Here is a 17,073-nt window from a genome sequence, read left to right as displayed (position 1 = left end):
CCTGAGCTCGACTAGGTATTTACCCATGTACGTCCGCCTGTTTTCCGCGGTCTGGCTGCTGATTTGCGCCGGGCTCGCGGTCCGCGCCTGGAGCTTCCAGGCACCTTTCGCCTACGACCCGGTCGGCCCGCGCGCCTTCCCTTTGCTGCTGCTGGGGCTGATGGGCGCAGGCTCGCTGTGGCTGCTGATCAAGCCGGGTCTGCTGGAACAACAGCTGCATCTGCCCAGCGTAAAACGCGCAGCGCTCTGTGTGCTGGCGCTCGTGGTCTATGCCCTGTTGTTCGAGCCCCTGGGCTTTGTCCTCAGCACCGCCCTGGCCACCTTCGCCATGGGCCTGCTGTTCACCGGCCGGCTGCTGCCCTGCGTCGTCAGTGGCGCACTGATGGGCAGCCTGCTTTTCGGCCTGTTCGACCTCGTACTGGACGTGCCGCTGCCGCTCGGCCTGTTCAAAGCCTTCGTGGAGAGCTGAGATGGAAACGTTGCATTTCTTGAGCCAGGGGTTCGACGTCGCGACGCGCCCGGACAACCTGCTGGTCGCGCTGTTCGGCGCCTTCGTCGGCACCGTGGTCGGCCTGCTGCCGGGCCTCGGCCCGATCAACGGCGTGGCCCTGCTGCTGCCCCTGGCCTTCGCCTTCGGCCTGCCGCCGGAAACCGCGCTGATCCTGCTGGCGGCGGTCTACCTGGGCTGCGAGTACGGCGGCCGCATTTCCGCCATCCTGCTCAACGTGCCGGGTGACGCCGCAGCGGTGATGACCACCCTCGACGGCTATCCCCTGGCACGCCAGGGCAAGGCCGGCATCGCCCTGTCGCTGTCGGCGGTCAGCTCCTTCGTCGGCAGCATGATTGCCACCTGCGGCGTGGTCCTGTTCGCCCCGCTGCTGGCCAAGTGGGCAGTGGCGTTCGGCCCCGCCGAGTACTTCGTGCTGATGGTCTTCGCCATCGCCTGCCTCGGCGGCATGGTCGGCGACAAGCCGGTCAAGACCCTGATGGCCGCGCTGATCGGCCTGGCCCTGGCCACCGTGGGGGTCGATTCGACCACCGGGGTGTACCGCTTCACCTTCGGCAGCGTCAGCCTGTCCGACGGCATCCAGTTCATCATCGTGGTGATCGGTTTCTTCAGCGTCAGCGAGATCCTGGTGATGCTGGAAAACACCCACGCTGGCCAGCAGGCGGTGAAGGCCAGCGGTCGGCTGCTGTTCAACTTCAAGGAGTTCTGCAGCACCTTCGGGACCATGGTCCGCAGCGCCCTGGCCGGCTTCGTCATCGGCACCCTGCCCGGTGCCGGCGCGACCATCGCCAGCGCCATGACCTACATGACCGAGAAGCGCCTGGCTGGCAGTTCAGGCAAGTTCGGCGAAGGCGACCTGCGCGGCCTGGCCGCCCCGGAAGCGGCCAACAACGCCTCGGCCTGCGGCTCGCTGATCCCCATGCTGACCCTCGGCGTACCGGGTTCGGGCACCACCGCGGTGATGATCGGCGCGTTGGCGCTGTACAACATCACCCCGGGGCCGATGCTGTTCGAGCAACAGCCGGACGTGGTCTGGGGCCTGATCGCCTCGCTGTTCATCGGCAACGTCATCCTGCTGGTGATGAACATCCCGCTGATCGGCCTGTTCTCGCGCATGCTCAGCGTGCCCAACTGGATTCTGGTACCGGCCATCACGGTGATCAGCATGGTCGGCGTCTACGCGGTGCACAGCACCACCTTCGACCTGCTGCTGATGATCGGCCTGGGCGTGTTCGGCTATCTCCTGCGCAAACTGGACTTCCCGCTGTCGGCGGTGATCCTCGGCTTCGTCCTCGGCGAGCTGATGGAGGACAACCTGCGCCGCGCCCTGTCGATCTCCGCCGGCGAGCTGAGCATCCTCTGGTCCAGCCCGATCACCCTGTGCCTGTGGGGCCTGGCCGCGCTGATGCTCGCCATGCCGGGCCTGCGCTGGATGCGCGGACGCACCCGCGCGCGCCTGGCCAATGCCTGATGCGCTGATCGGCCGGCCAGGCTGGCGCCACTGGTGGGCGACGCCCCTGGTCGGCCTGGCCGGCGGCTACCTGGCCAGCCTGCTGGGCTGGCCGCTGCCGTGGATCATCGGCTCGCTGCTGGCGGTGATCGCCGCTCGCTGCGGGGGCTGGCTGATCGGCGAGCTGCCGGGCGGCCGGCAAGCCGGCCAGTGGCTGGTGGCCAGCGGCATCGGCCTGCACTTCACCGACGAGGTGATGGGCCAGCTGCTTGGCCACTTCGGCCTGATCCTGGCCGGTGCCTGCGCCACCCTGCTGCTCAGCCTGATCGGCGTCACCCTGCTGCGCCGCGCCGGCGTCGACCGCGCCACCGCGTTCTTCGCCAGCATGCCCGGCGGCGCCAGCGAGATGGTCAACCTGGCCCAGCGCCACAATGCCCAGATCGCCCGGGTCGCCGCCGCCCACAGCCTGCGTATGCTGCTGGTGGTGCTACTGGTGCCGGCCCTGTTCACCTGGAGCCTGGCGCCCGCCCAGGCGCCCGCCCCCGCCCCGGCGGACTGGACCTGGCTGGGCGTGCTGCTGCCGGGCGGCCTGTTGCTGGCACTGCTGTGGAAAAAGCTCAGGCAGCCCAACCCCTGGATGCTCGGCCCGCTGACGCTGTGCGCCCTGGCCAGCGTGTCCTTCGACCTCGAGCTGGGCCTGCCGCCGGGTCTCGGCCAGGTCGGCCAATGGCTGATCGGCTGCGCCCTGGGTTGTCATTTCGACCGCAGTTTCTTTCGCAGCGCGCCGGGCTTTCTCGCCCGCATCCTGCTGTTCAGCCTGCTCGCCATGGCCAGCGCCGTGCTGCTGGCCGAAGCCCTTGGCTGGCTGGCCGGCCAGGACGCCACCTCGCTGATGCTCGGCATGATGCCCGGCGGCATCACCGAACTGTGCCTGACGGCCGAAGCGCTGCAGCTGTCGGTGGCGCTGGTCACCGCGCTGCAGGTGCTACGGCTGTTTCTGGTGATGTTCCTGGCCGAGCCGCTGTTCCGCCTGTGGCAACGCCTCAGGCCCGTCACCCCTTCGACGACCACGCTTTAGCCCGCCTCGTGCGGGCTCTTTTTTGCCGTCATGTCCCGCCCTGCGCGGAACTGGCCTTTACTATTCGGCAACCTGCTTCCTTCGCCGTCGAGGCGGTGCCAATGATCCTGCACTGGCGAATCTCTTCGAAACGCCTGGCCCTTTTGCTCGCCGTGGGGCTGCTGCTGAGCGCCTGCAGCCGGATCGACCTGATCTACCGCAACCTCGACTGGCTGCTGCCCTGGCGCCTGGATCACTACCTCAACCTCGACAGCCAGCAGCGCGCCTGGCTCGGGCCACGCCTGCAGGCTCATCTGGACTGGCACTGCAGCCGTGAACTGCCACGCAACCTGGCCTGGCTGCAGCGCAGCCGCGAACTGGTCGAGCAGCCGCAGGTCAGCACCGCGCAGTTGGCCGAGCACCTGGCGCAAGCCGATGCGGCGCTGCAACGCATCGCCGTGCAGATCACCCCGACCGCCGTCGCCCTGTTGCAGAGTCTCAGCGCAGAGCAGGTGGCCGAATTGCAGGCGACGCTGCAGGAGGACTACCACGACGATCGCCAGGCGTATCTCGAGCCGCCGCTGGCGGTCCAGATCAGCGAACGCGCCGAGCGCATGGAGCAGCGCCTGGAGCCCTGGTTCGGCCGCCTCAATGCCACGCAACGGCGCCACCTGAGCCACTGGGCCCAGGCCCTGGGCGAGCAGAATCGCCTGTGGCTACGCAACCGCCTGCGCTGGCAGGCCGCGCTCCTGGCCGCCCTGCAGGAGCGCGACAGCGACGTTTTTGCGGCGCGCATGACGCGCCTGCTGCAGGCCCGCGAAAGCTTCCAGGACGCCGAGTACCGCCAGGCCTATCCACATGCCCGACGGGCGACGGCAGCGTTGTTCAGCCGGCTACTGGCCAGCGCCGAGCCGCGTCAGAGGCAGCGCCTGAGCCAACGTCTGCGCCAGTTCGCCCGGGATCTGGCCAAGCACCTCTGCCCGCTGCCGCCCGCCCAGGCCTGAGTTGCGCCTAGAGTGCCGGCAGGCGCCAGTCCACCGGGGTCAGGCCATTCTGCTCGAGGAACTTGTTGGTGCGACCGAAGTGGCCGTTGCCGATGAAGCCGCGGTGGGCGGACAGTGGCGAGGGGTGCGGCGAGCGCAGGATCAGGTGTTTGGTGGGATCGATCAGCCGCTCCTTGCTCTGGGCGTGGGCGCCCCACAGCAGGAACACCAGGCGCGGGCACTGGCCGCTGACCACCTCGATCACCCGGTCGGTGAATTTCTGCCAGCCCTTGCCGGCATGGGAGCCGGCGACGCCGCGCTCGACCGTCAGCGAGGTGTTGAGCAGCAGCACGCCCTGCTCGGCCCAGTGCTGCAGGCAGCCGTGGCTGGCGATGTCGATGTTCAGGTCGCGCTTGAGCTCCTTGTAGATGTTCAACAAGGACGGCGGCGTCGGCACCCCGGGCTGCACCGAGAAGCACAGGCCATGGGCCTGGCCCGGACCGTGGTAGGGGTCCTGGCCGATGACCACCACCTTGACCCGCTCCAGCGGCGTCGAGTTGAGGGCGTTGAAGATCAGCGGACCCGGCGGGTAGATCTCCTTGCCGGCGGCCTTCTCCTGGCGCAGGAAGTCGGCCAACGCCTTCATGTAGGGTTTGTCGAACTCCTCGCGCAGGGCCTGTTTCCAGCCGGCTTCGAGCTTGATGTTGTCGACCGTGGTCATGCCTGATTCCTGGGCTCGCGAACAAACGGAGCCGGCACGCTAGTGAAGGCCCTGGCGCAAGTCAAGCGCCAGGCCGGGCGCCCTCAGACCGCGGTTTCGACCCAGTCGTACTGCATCTGCCGGGCCGTGGCGCGCGCGAGCTCGGCGCCCAGTATGCGTCCGACCAGGTGCAGGCTCATGCCGATCCCCGCCGAAATGCCGGCCGAGGTGAAGATCGATCCGCGCTCGACGAAGGGCACGCCTTCGACCACCTCGAGCCGCGGATATCCCGCGCGCAGGTCGGCGACGTCTTCCCAATGGGTGGTCACCGGCCCGCCGCCGAGCAGGCCGGCCCGGGCCAGAATGAACGCCCCGGTGCAGACCGAGGCGGTCAGGCTGGCGCGTCCGGCGGTCTCGGCGACCCAGGCCAGGGTGGCGTCATCGCCCAGCGGCTGGGTCACCACGCCGCCGGGCACTATCAGCACATCGCAGGGTGCCGCGTCGGCGAAGCTCGCCGCAGGCAGGACCTGCAGCCCGTGTCTGGCGGCGACCAGGGCGGGCGTTGCGGCCACGGTCTGCACGGTGAACGCCGGGTGCGTCGGCAGCGCGCCGCGCAGCGCCACGCGCGAAGCCACCGAGAACACCTCGAACGGCCCGGCGAAGTCGAGCACCTCGACCTCGGGGAACAGCAAGATGGCGACTGCCAGAGGGCGCTGGCGGACACGCGCGGCAAGTGCCTCGAATGGATGATCGTGCATGGTCGGCTCCCGGGTGTCACGTCGGCTGCCATGCTGCGGCCGGCGGGCCATGGGCGCCAGGACAACGGGCCCACGGATTGCGCCAGCGGACCGGTCACTAGCCCTGGTGCAACGCCCGGTAGTGGCTGGGCGCCATGCCGACCACCTTGCGAAACAGCCGGGAGAAGTAATAGACGTCCTCGTAGCCCAGCTGTTCGGCGACCTGGCGGATGCCCTGGGTGCCTTCATCGAGCAGGCGGCAGGCATGGGCCATCTTCAGCTGGATGAAGTCCTGGATCGGCGCATGACCGGTCAGCGCCCGGTAGGTCTTGGCGAAATGGAAGCGCGACAGCTTGAACTGGGCGGCCAGCTCGTCGAGGTTGAGCGAGCCGTGCAGGTGCGCGCGCATCACCGCCTGCACCGCGTCGACGTCCAGCACCCGCCCGGACTTGAGCTTGGCCCGCGCCGGCAGCACCGCCAGAGAGGCCAGCAGCGCCTGCAGCTGGTGGGCGGCGTAGATGAAATGCGGCAGGCTCAGACCCTGCTTGCGCAGCCCCAGCAACGCATCGAACTCGGCCAGCAGCCGTGGCTGCACACCGATGTGCCACAGCGGTCCCTTGCCCAGGGGACGGAGGAAGTCCGTCGCCAGATCACCGTCGAAGTGCACGAAGTACAGGGTCCAGGGTTTGCCGGCATCGGCGCCATAGGCGTGGGCCTGGCCCTTGGGCAGCAGCAGCAGATCGCCGCCGCCGACCGCCATTCGTCCATCCGCGGTCTCCAGCCACCCCTGTCCGGCGCGGCAATAGATCAGCAGATGATCGATCGGCGCCGGGCGGTTCATGCGATGGCCCTGGGCCTCCGGGTAGAAGCCCAGGGCCAGGGGGTAGCAGCCCTGGGCCAGGGGGTGGCGGGCCAGCAGGCGACGCAGGCGCGGCGGCGTGATGAAGCGCACGCCATTGGCCGGCAGCGGCCAGTTCGAGGTATCGACCTGTCGAATCCGGGTAGTTTTATCCATCGCCATGTCGTGCGCCCCTGCTACTCACCTGTGAGCCCCGAAACCAGCATGCCGGGCTGCCAGAACCTGGCCTGCCCAGCCCGTCCAATCCCAAGATCGTCCATCCCCAGGCCAAGATCGTCAATCCACAAGGCGCTTCGAGGCGGCTATAACAATAGGAAAACAACAACCGGACCCAATCCGAGGTCCCCGTGGAGAGAGCAATGGCCAAGGCAATTCCGCAGTTGATCGAAGGCGAATGGCGCGAGAGTCGCAGCCGCGAATTCATCGAAGTCACCGACCCGGCGACCCAGGAAGTGCTGGCCCTGGCGCCCAAGGCCACGGCCGAGGAGATCGAGGCCGCCGTGGCCAGCGCCAAGACGGCCTTCCAGAGCTGGCGCGAGGTGCCGGTACCGGAGCGCGCCCGCCTGATGCTGCGCTACCAGCACCTGCTCAAGGAACACCACGACGAGCTGGCCGAGATCCTCGCCGGGGAAACCGGCAAGACCCTGGCCGACGCCAAGGGTGACGTCTGGCGCGGCATCGAGGTGGTCGAGCAGGCGGCCAACATCGCCAGCCTGATGATGGGCGAGACCGCCGAGAACGTGGCCCGCGATATCGACACCGCCAGCTGGATCCAGCCCCTGGGCGTGTGCACCGGGATCACCCCGTTCAACTTTCCGGCGATGATTCCGCTGTGGATGTTTCCCCTGGCCATCGCCGCCGGCAACACCTTCATCCTCAAGCCCTCGGAACAGGACCCGCTGACTCCCAACCGCCTGGCCGAGCTGTTCATCGAGGCCGGCGCCCCCCAGGGCGTGCTGCAGGTGCTGCACGGCGGCCGCGAGGTGGTCGACAGCCTGCTCACCCACCCGGACATCCGCGCCATCTCCTTCGTCGGCTCGGTGCCGGTCGGCCAGCATATCTACCGCACCGGCACCGCCCACCTCAAACGCGTGCAGGCCTTCGCCGGGGCGAAGAATCACATGGTGATCCTGCCGGACGCCAACAAGGATCAGGTGCTCAGCAACCTGGTCGGCTCCAGCTGCGGCGCCGCCGGCCAGCGCTGCATGGCGATCAGCGTGGCGGTGTTCGTCGGCGAGTCGAAGCAGTGGATCGACGCGTTGCGCGCGCAAATGGCCGAACTGCGTCCCGGCCCCTGGACCGACCCCCACGCCGCCTTCGGGCCGCTGATCAGCCAGCAGGCCAAGCAACGGGTGCAGCGCTTGATCGCCGAGGGCAAGGCCGAGGGTGCCGAGTGCCTGCTCGACGGTTCGCAGTGCAGCGTGGACGGCTACCCGAACGGCAACTGGCTGGGCCCCACGCTGTTCCGCGGGGTCACGACCAAGATGGGCCTGTATCGCGAGGAGATCTTCGGCCCGGTGCTGGTGTGCATGGAGGTCGACACCCTGGATGAGGCCATCGCCCTGGTCAACGCCAGCCCCTACGGCAACGGCACCTCGATCTTCACCCGCTCCGGCGGCGCCGCGCGGCACTATCAGCACGCGGTGGAAGTCGGTCAGGTCGGCATCAACGTGCCGGTGCCGGTGCCGCTGCCCTTCTTCTCCTTCACCGGCTGGAAGGGCTCGTTCTACGGCGACCTGCACGCCTACGGCAAACAGGGCGTGCGTTTCTACACCGAGACCAAGACGGTCACCACCCGCTGGTTCGACGAGTCACCCGTCACGGCGCCGAACATGACCATCCACCTGAAATGATGGCTGCCAGGCCGACCTCCATCGGCCTGGCTCCAGCGTTGGCGACAGCGAATCTCACAAGGACTGCCAATGGACTTCGAACTCAGCGATGAACAACGCCTGCTGGTCGACAGCGCCCGCGCCTTCGCGGCGCAGGAGCTGGCGCCCCATGCCGGCGACTGGGACCGCGACCACCACTTCCCGGTCGAGGTGATCAAGCGCGCCGGCGAGCAGGGCTACCTGGCCCTATACCTGAACGAAGAGGACGGCGGCCTCGGCCTCTCGAGGCTGTCCGCCGCGCTGATCTTCGAGCAGCTGGCGGCCGGCTGCGTGGCCACCACGGCCTACATGACCATTCACAACATGGCCATCTGGATGCTCGCCAGCTTCGCCGACACCGCCCTCAAGGCCCACTGGCTGCCACGGCTGATCAGCGGCGAGCTGCTCGCCTCCTACTGCCTGACCGAACCGGACGCCGGCTCCGACGCCGCCCGCCTGCGCACCCGCGCACGCCGCGAGGGCGAGCACTATGTGCTGGACGGCAGCAAATGCTTCATCTCCGGCGCTGGCAGCACCGATGTGCTGATCGTCATGGCCCGCACCGGCGAGGAAGGTGCCAAGGGCATCTCCTGCTTCCTGGTGCCGGCCGACGCCGAGGGCATCAAGTACGGGCGCAACGAGCTGAAGATGGGCTGGTGCGCCCAGCCGACCCGCACCATCAGCTTCGAGGGCGTGCGCATTCCCCTCGGCAACCGCATCGGCCCCGAGGGCCAGGGTTTCGTCTATGCCATGAAGGGCCTGGACGGCGGCCGCCTGAATATCGCCAGCTGCTCCCTGGGCGCGGCCCAGGCGGCACTGGAGCAGTCGCTGCGCTATGTCGAGGAGCGCAAGCAGTTCGGCAAGCCACTCAGCGAGTTCCAGGCCCTGCAGTTCAAGCTGGCCGACATGCTCACCGAGCTGACCGCCAGCCGGCAGATGGTGCGCCTGGCCGCGCACAAGCTGGACCACCGGCACAGCGAGGCCAGCCTCTATTGCGCCATGGCCAAGCGCTTCACCACCGACCACTGCTTCAACCTGTGCAACGACGCCCTGCAACTGCACGGCGGCTATGGTTACCTGAACGACTACCCGCTGGAGCGCTGGGTGCGCGACAGTCGCGTGCACCAGATACTCGAGGGGACCAACGAGATCATGCGGGTGATCATCGCCCGCCGCCTGCTCGAGCAGGGCGGCATGCTCGATCGCCTGCTGTAACTGACGCCGCTCGCCCGGCTGGCGAGCGCCGCGAACCATGATGAGGACGCCCATGAGCACCGCCGTAGAACCTTATAACCCAGGCCTGTTCGATCTGACCCACAAGATCACCGTGGAGAAGCACGGCCACACCGCGCTGATCACCATCAACCATCCGCCGGCCAACACCTGGGACCGCGACTCGCTGATCGGCCTGAAGCAGCTGATCGAACACCTCAACCGCGACAATGACATCTATGCCCTGGTGGTCACCGGCCAGGGCAGCAAGTTCTTCAGCGCCGGCGCCGACCTCAACCTGTTCGCCGACGGCGACAAGGCCCGCGCCCGCGAGATGGCCCGGCGCTTCGGCGAGGCCTTCGAGGCGCTGCGCGACTTCCGCGGCGTGTCGATCGCCGCGATCAACGGCTACGCCATGGGCGGTGGCCTGGAGTGCGCCCTGGCCTGCGACCTGCGCATCGCCGAGCGCCAGGCGCAGATGGCCCTGCCGGAAGCCACGGTGGGCCTGCTGCCCTGTGCCGGCGGCACCCAGGCCCTGCCCTGGCTGGTCGGCGAGGGCTGGGCCAAACGCATGATCCTCTGCGGCGAACGCATCGACGCCGAGACCGCGCTGCGCATCGGCCTGGTCGAACAGCTGGTCGACAGCGGCGAGGCGCGCAACCACGCCCTGCTGCTGGCGGCCAAGGTGGCGCGGCAGAGCCCGGTGGCGGTGCGCACCATCAAGCCGCTGATCCAGGGCGCCCGGGAACGCAACCCGAACCAGTGGCTGCCGGAGGAGCGCGAGCGCTTCGTCGACCTGTTCGACGCCGACGACACCCGCGAAGGGGTCAACGCCTTCCTGGAGAAACGCGACCCGCAGTGGCGCAACAAGTAACCCTGGGCCGGGCAGCCGCCCGACGAGAGCGACCATGAACGTGAGTTTCGAGCTACACAACAGCCTGCACGGCTGCCAGATCGGCATCGCCAGCCTGGATGCGGAAAAGAGCCTCAACGCCCTGACCCTGCCGATGATCGAGGCGCTGGACGCCCAGCTCGCGGCCTGGGCCGAGGACCCCAGGATCACCTGCGTGCTGCTGCGCGGTAACGGCGCGAGGGCCTTCTGTGCCGGCGGCGACGTGGTCCAGCTGGTGCAACAGTGCCGCGCCCACCCGGGCGAGGTACCGCCCCTGGCGCGGCGCTTCTTCGCCGACGAATATCGCCTCGACCACCGCATCCACCGCTACCCCAAGCCGCTGATCTGCTGGGCCCACGGCCATGTGCTGGGCGGCGGCATGGGCCTGATGCAGGGCGCCGGCCTGCGCATCGTCACCCCCTCGAGTCGCCTGGGCATGCCGGAGATCAACATCGGCCTGTACCCGGACGTCGGCGGCAGCTGGTTCCTCGCCCGCCTGCCCGGCAAGCTCGGCCTGTTCCTCGGTCTCACCGCCAGCGGCATCAACGCCCGCGACGCCCTCGACCTGGACCTGGCCGACCGCTTCCTGCTCGACAACCAGCAGGATGCGCTGATCGACGGGCTGATCCAGATCAACTGGCAGGAACAACCGCAGCTGCAGCTGCACAGCCTGCTCAAGGCCCTCGAGCACGAGGCCCGTGCCGAGCTGCCGGAGGCCCAGTGGCTGCCGCGCCGCGAGCGCATCGACCAGTTGCTCGACCAGCCCGACCTGCCCGCCGCCTGGCACGCGCTGACGGCCCTGCAGGGCGACAGCGACCTGCTGCTGGCCCGCGCCGCCAAGACCCTGGCCCAGGGCTGCCCACTCACCGCTCACCTGGTCTGGCAGCAGATCGCCCGGGCCAAGCGCATGTCCCTGGAGCAGGTGTTCCAGATGGAATACGCCATGAGCCTGAACTGCTGCCGCCACCCGGACTTTCCCGAGGGCGTGCGCGCCCGGCTGATCGACAAGGACCAGACGCCACACTGGCACTGGCCGGATGTCGCGTGCATCGCCGAGGAGGTGATCGAGGCCCACTTCAGCGAGACCTGGGAAGGCCCCCACCCCCTCGCCGATCTGTGACGGCACACCCATAGGGTGGGCGGGGCCGCCCAGGCCGCGCCCACCACCAATCGACGGCAAGGTGCGCCGGGCGCACCCGACAAGGAGCACGACAATGACCCAGATCGCCTTTATCGGCCTTGGCCACATGGGCCTGCCCATGGCCCGCAACCTGCTCAAGGCCGGCTTCGGCCTCAAGGTCTTCGACCTGGTCCCCGCCGCCATCGCGGAACTGGTCAAGGAAGGTGCCCAGGCTGCCGGCAGCGCCGCCGATGCGGCGCAGGGCATGGCGGTGGTGGTGAGCATGCTGCCGGCCAGCCGTCACGTCGAAGGCCTGTACCTGGGCGACGGCGGGCTGCTCGCCCAGCTCAAGCCCGGCACCCTGGTGCTGGAGTGCTCGACCATCGCCCCGGAGTCGGCGCGCAAGGTGCACAAGGCGGCCGCCGAACGCGGCCTGCAGATGCTCGATGCGCCGGTCTCCGGCGGCACCGCCGGCGCCGCGGCCGGCACCCTGACCTTCATGATCGGCGGCGAGGCGGCGGTGCTGGAGAAGGCCCAGCCGATCTTCCAGGCCATGGGCAAGAACATCTTCCACGCCGGCCCGGACGGCGCCGGCCAGGTGGCCAAGGTGTGCAACAACCAGGTGCTGGCGGTGCAGATGATCGCCACCGCCGAAGCCATGGCCCTGGGCGTGGCCAACGGCCTGGACCCGGCCGTGCTGGCCGAGATCATGCGCCAGAGCTCGGGCGGCAACTGGACCCTGGAGAAGTACAACCCCTGGCCCGGGGTGATGGAGAACGCCCCGGCGTCGAAGGGATACTCCGGCGGCTTCATGGCCGAACTGATGGCCAAGGACCTCGGCCTGGCCCAGGAAGCGGCCCAGGTGACCGGCAGCAGCACGCCGATGGGCGCCCTGGCCCTGCAGATCTATCGCCTGCTGCTCAAACAGGGCAAGGGCCAGCGGGATTTCTCGGTGGTGCAGCAGCTGTTCGTCGAGTAGTCCACCAAAGCGACCGGCAGGAAGGCCAGACCGCCAATTCGGCGCTGGCCTTCTTCTGTGGGCGCCTGGACGCGCTACCTGGCGTCGAGCAGGCGTTCGTCGCGGTAGGGGGACTGCAGGTCGCGCTCGGGGATTTCCCAGACCAGCAGGCGGGGCGGCGTCTGCTTGAAGGCCGGGCTGTCGAAGTAGTCCTTCGCCGCCCCGGAAAACTCGCCACCGTCCTTGGCGAAGTTGCCGACGCTGCTGCCCAGGGCCCGTTCGAGAAAGGCAATGAAGTTCGAGTTGCGCGAGAACGAGGTGCCGATCACCGCGATGTTCGGCAACTGGCTGTCGCCGAAGAGATCCTCCTCGGCCAGTGCCTCAGCCGCCCCCGCCGCCGGCACTTCCCGCAGGCGGGTTGTGCTGACCATCTCAACGGCGGGTTGCAGCTGCGCAGGCAACCAGTCCAGGCCGGCCAGGCGCACCAGGTCCCCGGGCCGCGCCTGGGGCTCGGCCATCTCAGTGGTGTACTGCTTGCGCGGCGTTGCCTCGACCCCGAGCTCGGCGATACGCCGGCTCACCGCTTGCGCGGCGGCATCGGCGCCGAGTTCGCTCCAGTGGGTATCGGTACGCAGGAAGACGGCGCTGCCCAGGGGCTGCAACACCGGCGTCAGATCCAGTACCTGAACCCCCGCCGCCTGCACCGCGTCGCGCCAGCGCTGCACGCGCCCGGTCAGTTGCCCGGCGCGCTCGAGCTGGCATAGCTGGTCGGAGGCGATACGGCTCTTGTCCGGCACCACGACCAGCAGCAGTTCGATGCCGCGGTCGGCGAGCTGCGCCTGCAACCGGATGACCTTCTGCGCCCTTGCCTGGGCATCTACGGCAGCCTGTGCGTGCACCTTCAGCTCATCGCCGAGAAACAGCCAGCCGGGGCAGCCCTGGCGCACGCGGCTGCCGGTATCGCCGAGCAGCAGCCAGCTGGCTGCCCGCTCCAGATCGGCGGCATGCTCGGCGAACGGCACCTTGGCCAGCTCCCGGGCAATGCGCTGGGTCACCTCCCCCTCGAAGACCTGCTGCCAGCTGAGGGTTGCGGCAGGTTTCAGCGCCACCCGGTCGCTCACGAGCATGGCCCACAAGGCACAGGCCAGGCCAGTCAGCAGGAACCACAGCATGACCAGACCGGCCAGGGAGCTGCGCTTCGCGGCCCGGTCTTCGGCAGATGAATCACGGTTGTCAGTCATGTCACCAGGCCTTTAGAACTGGAAGTACAGGAAGGGCACGGTCTCACGGCTGGCGATCAGGGCGAACGCCAGCAGAAAGCCCAGCACCGGCCACAGCGAGCCCAGCAGGTTGAACAGCGGGTTGTCCCCCAGTCGCGCCTCGCAGCGCTGCTGGTAGATCGGCGCGATCACGCAGAACACACCCAGCGCGGCGGCGATGCCGTGGACCGGGCGCAAGGTCGCCGCCAGGGGATCGCCCAGGCCCAGGGCATTGAAGCCGAACTGGCCGGCGTACATGTTCAACGCCGTGGCGAAGTCCGGAGCGCGGAACAGGGTCCAGGCCAGCGCGACGAACAGCAGGGTCAGCACATGGGACAGGGCCCGGGGCATGGCGAACCAGCCGGCACCGCTCCAGATCCGCGCCACGCACAGGGCGACACCGTGGGCGGCGCCCCACAGCAGGAAGTTCCAGCTGTCGCCGCCGTGCCACAGGCCGGCGATCGCCATGGTCAGGAACAGGTTGCGGTAGATCAGCCATCGGCTGCCGCGGTTGCCGCCCAGGGGGATGTACAGGTAATCGCGCAGCCAGCTGGACAGCGACAGGTGCCAGCGCCGCCAGAAGTCCTGGATGCTGTGCGCCAGATAGGGCCGGTTGAAGTTCTCCGGAAAGTGAAAGCCGATCATCAGGCCGATTCCGATGGCCATGGCGCTGTAGCCGGCGAAGTCGAAGAACAGCTGCAGCGAATAGGCCAGGCAACCGATCCAGGCATCGACGAAGCTCGGCTGCTCCAGGGCGAACGCCACATCCACGAGCGGCGACAGGCTGTCGGCCACCAGCACCTTCATGCTCATGCCGATCATGAAGCGCCGCGCGCCCAGGCTGAAATTGCGCCGGCTCAGGCCACGATGGGACAGCTCTTCGCTGACCCAGCTGTAGCGAATGATCGGCCCGGCGATGGACTGGCCGAACATCAGCAGGTAGGTGGCGTAGTCGATGAAACTGCGCTCGACCTTGACCGTCCCGCGATGCACATCGACCAGATAGGAAATCGCCTGCAGCACGATGAACGACAGTCCCGCTGGCAAGGCCACCTTCTGCCACTCCAGCGGCAACGCGCCCATGGACAGCAGCAGCTCGCTGAGGGTGGCGGCGAGAATGTTGGCGTACTTGTACCAGCACAGCACCAGCAGGTTGAGCACGATCAAGCCAGCCAACCAGCGCACCCGCCCCTTCGACTCGAGCGGCGCCCGAGCGATCAGCAAGCCCCCTACCCAGGTGATCACTGTCAGCACCGTGTGCAGCAGCATGAACATAGGGCTGAGCCAGCCGAAGAACGCCCAGCTGCCCAGCAACAACACGCCGTTGCGCCACTGCGGGCGCGCCAGCACATAGATCAGCAGGACAAGGGGCAGGAAGAGCGTGAGGAACTCGAGTGAAGTGAAGACCATGGCCTATGCGTCAGTTCGCCAGGTTGTCGAGGGCCGGGAACAGACGAGGACCTTGCGCCGATGGCAGCAGAAACAGGGTATAGCGTTGACCGGCTGCCAGGTCCCCCAACGCCAGGGGTTCGCCGGCCGCCGCGCCGCCGCAGCGCAACTGCACGGTCAGGTTGAGCGGATTGATCGAGCGCCGCTGCAGGCTGCCAGTGGCCACGGCCTTGAAGATCTCGACATTGCGCCCGGCCACTTGCAGGCCGGCATCCAAGCAGCTGGCATCCAGGCTGTAGAAGCCCAAGGAGGCCTTCAGCGCATTGAAATCATCCGGCTGCTCGCGCACGGTCAGCACCTGCAAGGGCTGGCCGGCCTGGGCCAGCGCCACCACGCTGGCGAACTCGCCCGGGGCCACACTGACGTCCAGCGCGTGCCGCTGCTCGCCCAGGCTCAGCGAGCCTTGCACCGGCTTGCCAGCCGGCACCGTGAGGAAATCCGAGGCCCGCTGCTCACCCTCCAGGCGCAGGCTGGCGCCGGAACCCTTGGCGGTCAGTTGCAGGGCCTGCTCACCCGCATTGACGAAGCGCAGGAACGCGGCATCCTCGCTGGGGCCGGTGGGATAGAGCGGAATCTCGGCGGCCTGGGCGACTCCCAGGCCCAGGGCGCAGCCCAGGCCGGCCAGCGATCGAAGGGCGCGCATCATCACTTGGCTCCCTTGAGCTTGTCGGCCGGCAGCTTGCTCATGGCATCGGCAATCGCGTTGCCCCAGGCCTTGTAGCCGGCCACGGTGAAGTGCTGGCCATCGGTGGTGACCCACTGGCCCGGCTTGGACAGGTTCAGGGAATCGATGTAGCTGCACGGGGCGACGTTGGCGGCCAGGAACTTGGACATCAACTGGGTGCGCGCATCGTTCTTCTTGTACATGCCACCGACCTTGCCCCAGGCCGGGCCGACCCACACGCAGCGGGTGCCGGTTTCGCTGATCGCCTTGGTCAGGCCGGTCACGCTCTGCCAGGCCCAGGCCTTGGGAAACGCCGGCTTGTCGTAGGAGGCCATGGTATCGCCGATCACCAGCACCACCACGTCCGGCTTGCTCTGCGCGATCAGCTGCTTGATCGGCGTGGTGCTGGCGCCGCTGCCCTTGAGCAGCAGCTTGCCGGTATTGTCCTGCACGGCGCCGCAGTCGACCTTCTTGGTGGTCAGCCAGTCGGCGGCGCTGGCGCCACAGGCTCCGATGGAGTGGACCTTGGCGCCCTTGGCGACGAGCGCCGCATTGAGCGGCTCGGTCAGGTGGTTCTGCAGGCTCATGTGGCTCTCGCCGAGCACCAGAAGGGTCAGGCCTGCCAGTACGGATGAAGACATCGAAGAACTCCTCGACTAGATCATTGCAAAAAAAGGGATGGAGGCTCGCCTTACCGGCCGGCGTCCTTGCGTACGTCCTCCAGCGCGCCGCTGATGGCGCTCCCCCACTGCTGGTAGCCCTGTGCAGTCAGGTGCTGGCCGTCGGTGGTCGCCCACTGGCCGGGCTTGGCGAACTGCAGCGAATCGATGTACTCGCAGGGCGCCACGTTGCTGGAAAGGAACACGGACATCTGCTTCGCCTTGGCGTAGGTCTTGCCGTACTTGCCGCCCTCGGTGCCCCAGTTCGGGCCGACCCAGGCACACTGGGTGCCGGTCTCGGCGATCGCCTTGGTCAGGCTGGAGGTCTGCTGCCAGACCCAGGCCTTGGGGAAGGTCGGCTTGTCGTAGCCGGCCATGGTGTCGCCCATGACGATCAGCACCAGGTCCGGCTTGTCCTTGGCGATCAGCGCCTTGATCGGCGTGGTGGTGGCCTTGCCGCGCAGGACCACGGCCGCCTCCTTGCCCCGCCGCTCGGCGGCGCCGCAGGCACCGCCGGGGGTGGCCTTGAGCCAGTCGCCGGCGTTGGCGCCGCAGATGCCGATGGAGTGGACGTTGGCCCCCTTGCGCAGCAGCTCGTCATGCAGACCGCCGATCAGGTAGTAGGGGGTCGCCATGTGGCTGTCGCCGATGATCAGAATGGACAGGCCGGCAAGCAATGAAGAAGCCATCGAGAA

Annotated in this window: 17 protein-coding genes; 9 read left to right on the top strand and 8 right to left on the bottom strand. The window is 68.1% G+C overall.

The window, feature by feature from the left end; genetic code table 11:
• The first annotated feature begins 25 nt into the window (after positions 1–25).
• The 4 genes from KDW96_RS18060 to KDW96_RS18045 all read left to right on the top strand — a co-directional run bounded on the left by KDW96_RS18060 (position 26) and on the right by KDW96_RS18045 (position 4,019).
• A complete protein-coding gene (locus KDW96_RS18060) occupies positions 26–469 on the top strand; it encodes a tripartite tricarboxylate transporter TctB family protein (RefSeq protein ID WP_255837597.1) in 444 nt (147 codons plus the stop codon).
• Between the two features lies 1 nt (position 470).
• On the top strand, positions 471–1,979 hold the full coding sequence (locus KDW96_RS18055) for a tripartite tricarboxylate transporter permease (RefSeq protein ID WP_255837596.1): 1,509 nt from the start codon (positions 471–473) through the stop codon (positions 1,977–1,979).
• Positions 1,972–3,036, top strand: a complete 1,065-nt coding sequence (locus tag KDW96_RS18050; RefSeq protein ID WP_255837595.1) for an AbrB family transcriptional regulator — start codon at positions 1,972–1,974, stop codon at positions 3,034–3,036. Before KDW96_RS18055 ends, KDW96_RS18050 begins: the two co-directional genes overlap by 8 nt.
• Before the next feature lie 101 nt (positions 3,037–3,137).
• Positions 3,138–4,019 (top strand): DUF6279 family lipoprotein, encoded by an 882-nt coding sequence (locus KDW96_RS18045; protein WP_255837594.1) that lies wholly within the window; start codon positions 3,138–3,140, stop codon positions 4,017–4,019.
• Positions 4,020–4,026: 7 nt separating this feature from the next.
• Here the strand turns inward: KDW96_RS18045 and ung are convergent, their stop codons facing one another.
• The 3 genes from ung to KDW96_RS18030 all read right to left on the bottom strand — a co-directional run bounded on the left by ung (position 4,027) and on the right by KDW96_RS18030 (position 6,450).
• Positions 4,027–4,719 carry a uracil-DNA glycosylase gene (gene ung / locus KDW96_RS18040; protein ID WP_255837593.1) on the bottom strand — a complete coding sequence of 231 codons (693 nt, stop codon included), beginning with the start codon at positions 4,717–4,719 and terminating at the stop codon, positions 4,027–4,029.
• A gap of 83 nt (positions 4,720–4,802) precedes the next feature.
• On the bottom strand, positions 4,803–5,456 hold the full coding sequence (locus KDW96_RS18035) for a DJ-1/PfpI family protein (RefSeq protein ID WP_255837592.1): 654 nt from the start codon (positions 5,454–5,456) through the stop codon (positions 4,803–4,805).
• Between the two features lie 97 nt (positions 5,457–5,553).
• Positions 5,554–6,450, bottom strand: a complete 897-nt coding sequence (locus tag KDW96_RS18030; protein ID WP_255837591.1) for an AraC family transcriptional regulator — start codon at positions 6,448–6,450, stop codon at positions 5,554–5,556.
• Positions 6,451–6,653: 203 nt separating this feature from the next.
• On the opposite strand from KDW96_RS18030, the gene KDW96_RS18025 reads away from it, so the two are divergent.
• From KDW96_RS18025 to mmsB, 5 genes are all read left to right on the top strand, one after another.
• Positions 6,654–8,147: a CoA-acylating methylmalonate-semialdehyde dehydrogenase gene (locus KDW96_RS18025; RefSeq protein WP_255837590.1), complete on the top strand. Its 1,494-nt coding sequence runs from the start codon at positions 6,654–6,656 to the stop codon at positions 8,145–8,147.
• A gap of 69 nt (positions 8,148–8,216) precedes the next feature.
• A complete protein-coding gene (locus tag KDW96_RS18020; RefSeq protein ID WP_255837589.1) occupies positions 8,217–9,380 on the top strand; it encodes an acyl-CoA dehydrogenase family protein in 1,164 nt (387 codons plus the stop codon).
• A gap of 52 nt (positions 9,381–9,432) precedes the next feature.
• On the top strand, positions 9,433–10,251 hold the full coding sequence (locus KDW96_RS18015) for an enoyl-CoA hydratase (RefSeq protein WP_255837588.1): 819 nt from the start codon (positions 9,433–9,435) through the stop codon (positions 10,249–10,251).
• A gap of 34 nt (positions 10,252–10,285) precedes the next feature.
• Entirely contained in the window at positions 10,286–11,389 is a 1,104-nt protein-coding gene (gene dspII / locus KDW96_RS18010; protein ID WP_255837587.1) for an enoyl-CoA hydratase/isomerase DspII, read from the top strand.
• Positions 11,390–11,483: 94 nt separating this feature from the next.
• Positions 11,484–12,368 carry a 3-hydroxyisobutyrate dehydrogenase gene (mmsB, locus tag KDW96_RS18005; RefSeq protein ID WP_255837586.1) on the top strand — a complete coding sequence of 295 codons (885 nt, stop codon included), beginning with the start codon at positions 11,484–11,486 and terminating at the stop codon, positions 12,366–12,368.
• A gap of 74 nt (positions 12,369–12,442) precedes the next feature.
• Here the strand turns inward: mmsB and KDW96_RS18000 are convergent, their stop codons facing one another.
• Genes KDW96_RS18000 through KDW96_RS17980 form a run of 5 tightly spaced genes read right to left on the bottom strand, consistent with a single transcriptional unit; the run spans position 12,443 to position 17,067 of the window.
• Positions 12,443–13,588: an alginate O-acetyltransferase AlgX-related protein gene (locus KDW96_RS18000; protein WP_255837585.1), complete on the bottom strand. Its 1,146-nt coding sequence runs from the start codon at positions 13,586–13,588 to the stop codon at positions 12,443–12,445.
• Between the two features lie 12 nt (positions 13,589–13,600).
• Entirely contained in the window at positions 13,601–15,016 is a 1,416-nt protein-coding gene (locus KDW96_RS17995; RefSeq protein ID WP_255837584.1) for an MBOAT family O-acyltransferase, read from the bottom strand.
• A gap of 10 nt (positions 15,017–15,026) precedes the next feature.
• Positions 15,027–15,698 carry an alginate O-acetyltransferase AlgF gene (locus tag KDW96_RS17990; protein ID WP_255840562.1) on the bottom strand — a complete coding sequence of 224 codons (672 nt, stop codon included), beginning with the start codon at positions 15,696–15,698 and terminating at the stop codon, positions 15,027–15,029.
• Positions 15,699–15,700: 2 nt separating this feature from the next.
• Positions 15,701–16,360 (bottom strand): SGNH/GDSL hydrolase family protein, encoded by a 660-nt coding sequence (locus KDW96_RS17985; protein ID WP_255837583.1) that lies wholly within the window; start codon positions 16,358–16,360, stop codon positions 15,701–15,703.
• A 50-nt stretch (positions 16,361–16,410) separates the two neighbouring features.
• Positions 16,411–17,067, bottom strand: a complete 657-nt coding sequence (locus KDW96_RS17980; RefSeq protein ID WP_255837582.1) for an SGNH/GDSL hydrolase family protein — start codon at positions 17,065–17,067, stop codon at positions 16,411–16,413.
• Between the last annotated feature and the right edge of the window lie 6 nt (positions 17,068–17,073).

The organism is Pseudomonas benzenivorans, from assembly GCF_024397895.1.
GTDB classification, from domain to species: domain Bacteria; phylum Pseudomonadota; class Gammaproteobacteria; order Pseudomonadales; family Pseudomonadaceae; genus Aquipseudomonas; species Aquipseudomonas benzenivorans_A.
The sequence above is the reverse complement of the archived record's forward strand: the minus strand, read 5'-3'. Positions and strand labels throughout refer to the sequence as shown.

Bases quoted from the DNA above. Each gene is read 5' to 3' on its own strand.
- KDW96_RS18015 (WP_255837588.1), top strand. From the start codon at position 9,433: ATGAGCACCGCCGTAGAACCTTATAACCCAGGCCTGTTCGATCTGACC.
- KDW96_RS18035 (WP_255837592.1), bottom strand. From the start codon at position 5,456: ATGCACGATCATCCATTCGAGGCACTTGCCGCGCGTGTCCGCCAGCGC.
- KDW96_RS17990 (WP_255840562.1), bottom strand. From the start codon at position 15,698: ATGCGCGCCCTTCGATCGCTGGCCGGCCTGGGCTGCGCCCTGGGCCTG.
- KDW96_RS18030 (WP_255837591.1), bottom strand. From the start codon at position 6,450: ATGGATAAAACTACCCGGATTCGACAGGTCGATACCTCGAACTGGCCG.
- dspII (WP_255837587.1), top strand. From the start codon at position 10,286: ATGAACGTGAGTTTCGAGCTACACAACAGCCTGCACGGCTGCCAGATC.
- KDW96_RS17980 (WP_255837582.1), bottom strand. From the start codon at position 17,067: ATGGCTTCTTCATTGCTTGCCGGCCTGTCCATTCTGATCATCGGCGAC.
- KDW96_RS18050 (WP_255837595.1), top strand. From the start codon at position 1,972: ATGCCTGATGCGCTGATCGGCCGGCCAGGCTGGCGCCACTGGTGGGCG.
- mmsB (WP_255837586.1), top strand. From the start codon at position 11,484: ATGACCCAGATCGCCTTTATCGGCCTTGGCCACATGGGCCTGCCCATG.
- KDW96_RS18000 (WP_255837585.1), bottom strand. From the start codon at position 13,588: ATGACTGACAACCGTGATTCATCTGCCGAAGACCGGGCCGCGAAGCGC.
- KDW96_RS18020 (WP_255837589.1), top strand. From the start codon at position 8,217: ATGGACTTCGAACTCAGCGATGAACAACGCCTGCTGGTCGACAGCGCC.
- KDW96_RS18045 (WP_255837594.1), top strand. From the start codon at position 3,138: ATGATCCTGCACTGGCGAATCTCTTCGAAACGCCTGGCCCTTTTGCTC.
- KDW96_RS18025 (WP_255837590.1), top strand. From the start codon at position 6,654: ATGGCCAAGGCAATTCCGCAGTTGATCGAAGGCGAATGGCGCGAGAGT.
- KDW96_RS17985 (WP_255837583.1), bottom strand. From the start codon at position 16,360: ATGTCTTCATCCGTACTGGCAGGCCTGACCCTTCTGGTGCTCGGCGAG.
- KDW96_RS17995 (WP_255837584.1), bottom strand. From the start codon at position 15,016: ATGGTCTTCACTTCACTCGAGTTCCTCACGCTCTTCCTGCCCCTTGTC.
- KDW96_RS18055 (WP_255837596.1), top strand. From the start codon at position 471: ATGGAAACGTTGCATTTCTTGAGCCAGGGGTTCGACGTCGCGACGCGC.
- KDW96_RS18060 (WP_255837597.1), top strand. From the start codon at position 26: ATGTACGTCCGCCTGTTTTCCGCGGTCTGGCTGCTGATTTGCGCCGGG.
- ung (WP_255837593.1), bottom strand. From the start codon at position 4,719: ATGACCACGGTCGACAACATCAAGCTCGAAGCCGGCTGGAAACAGGCC.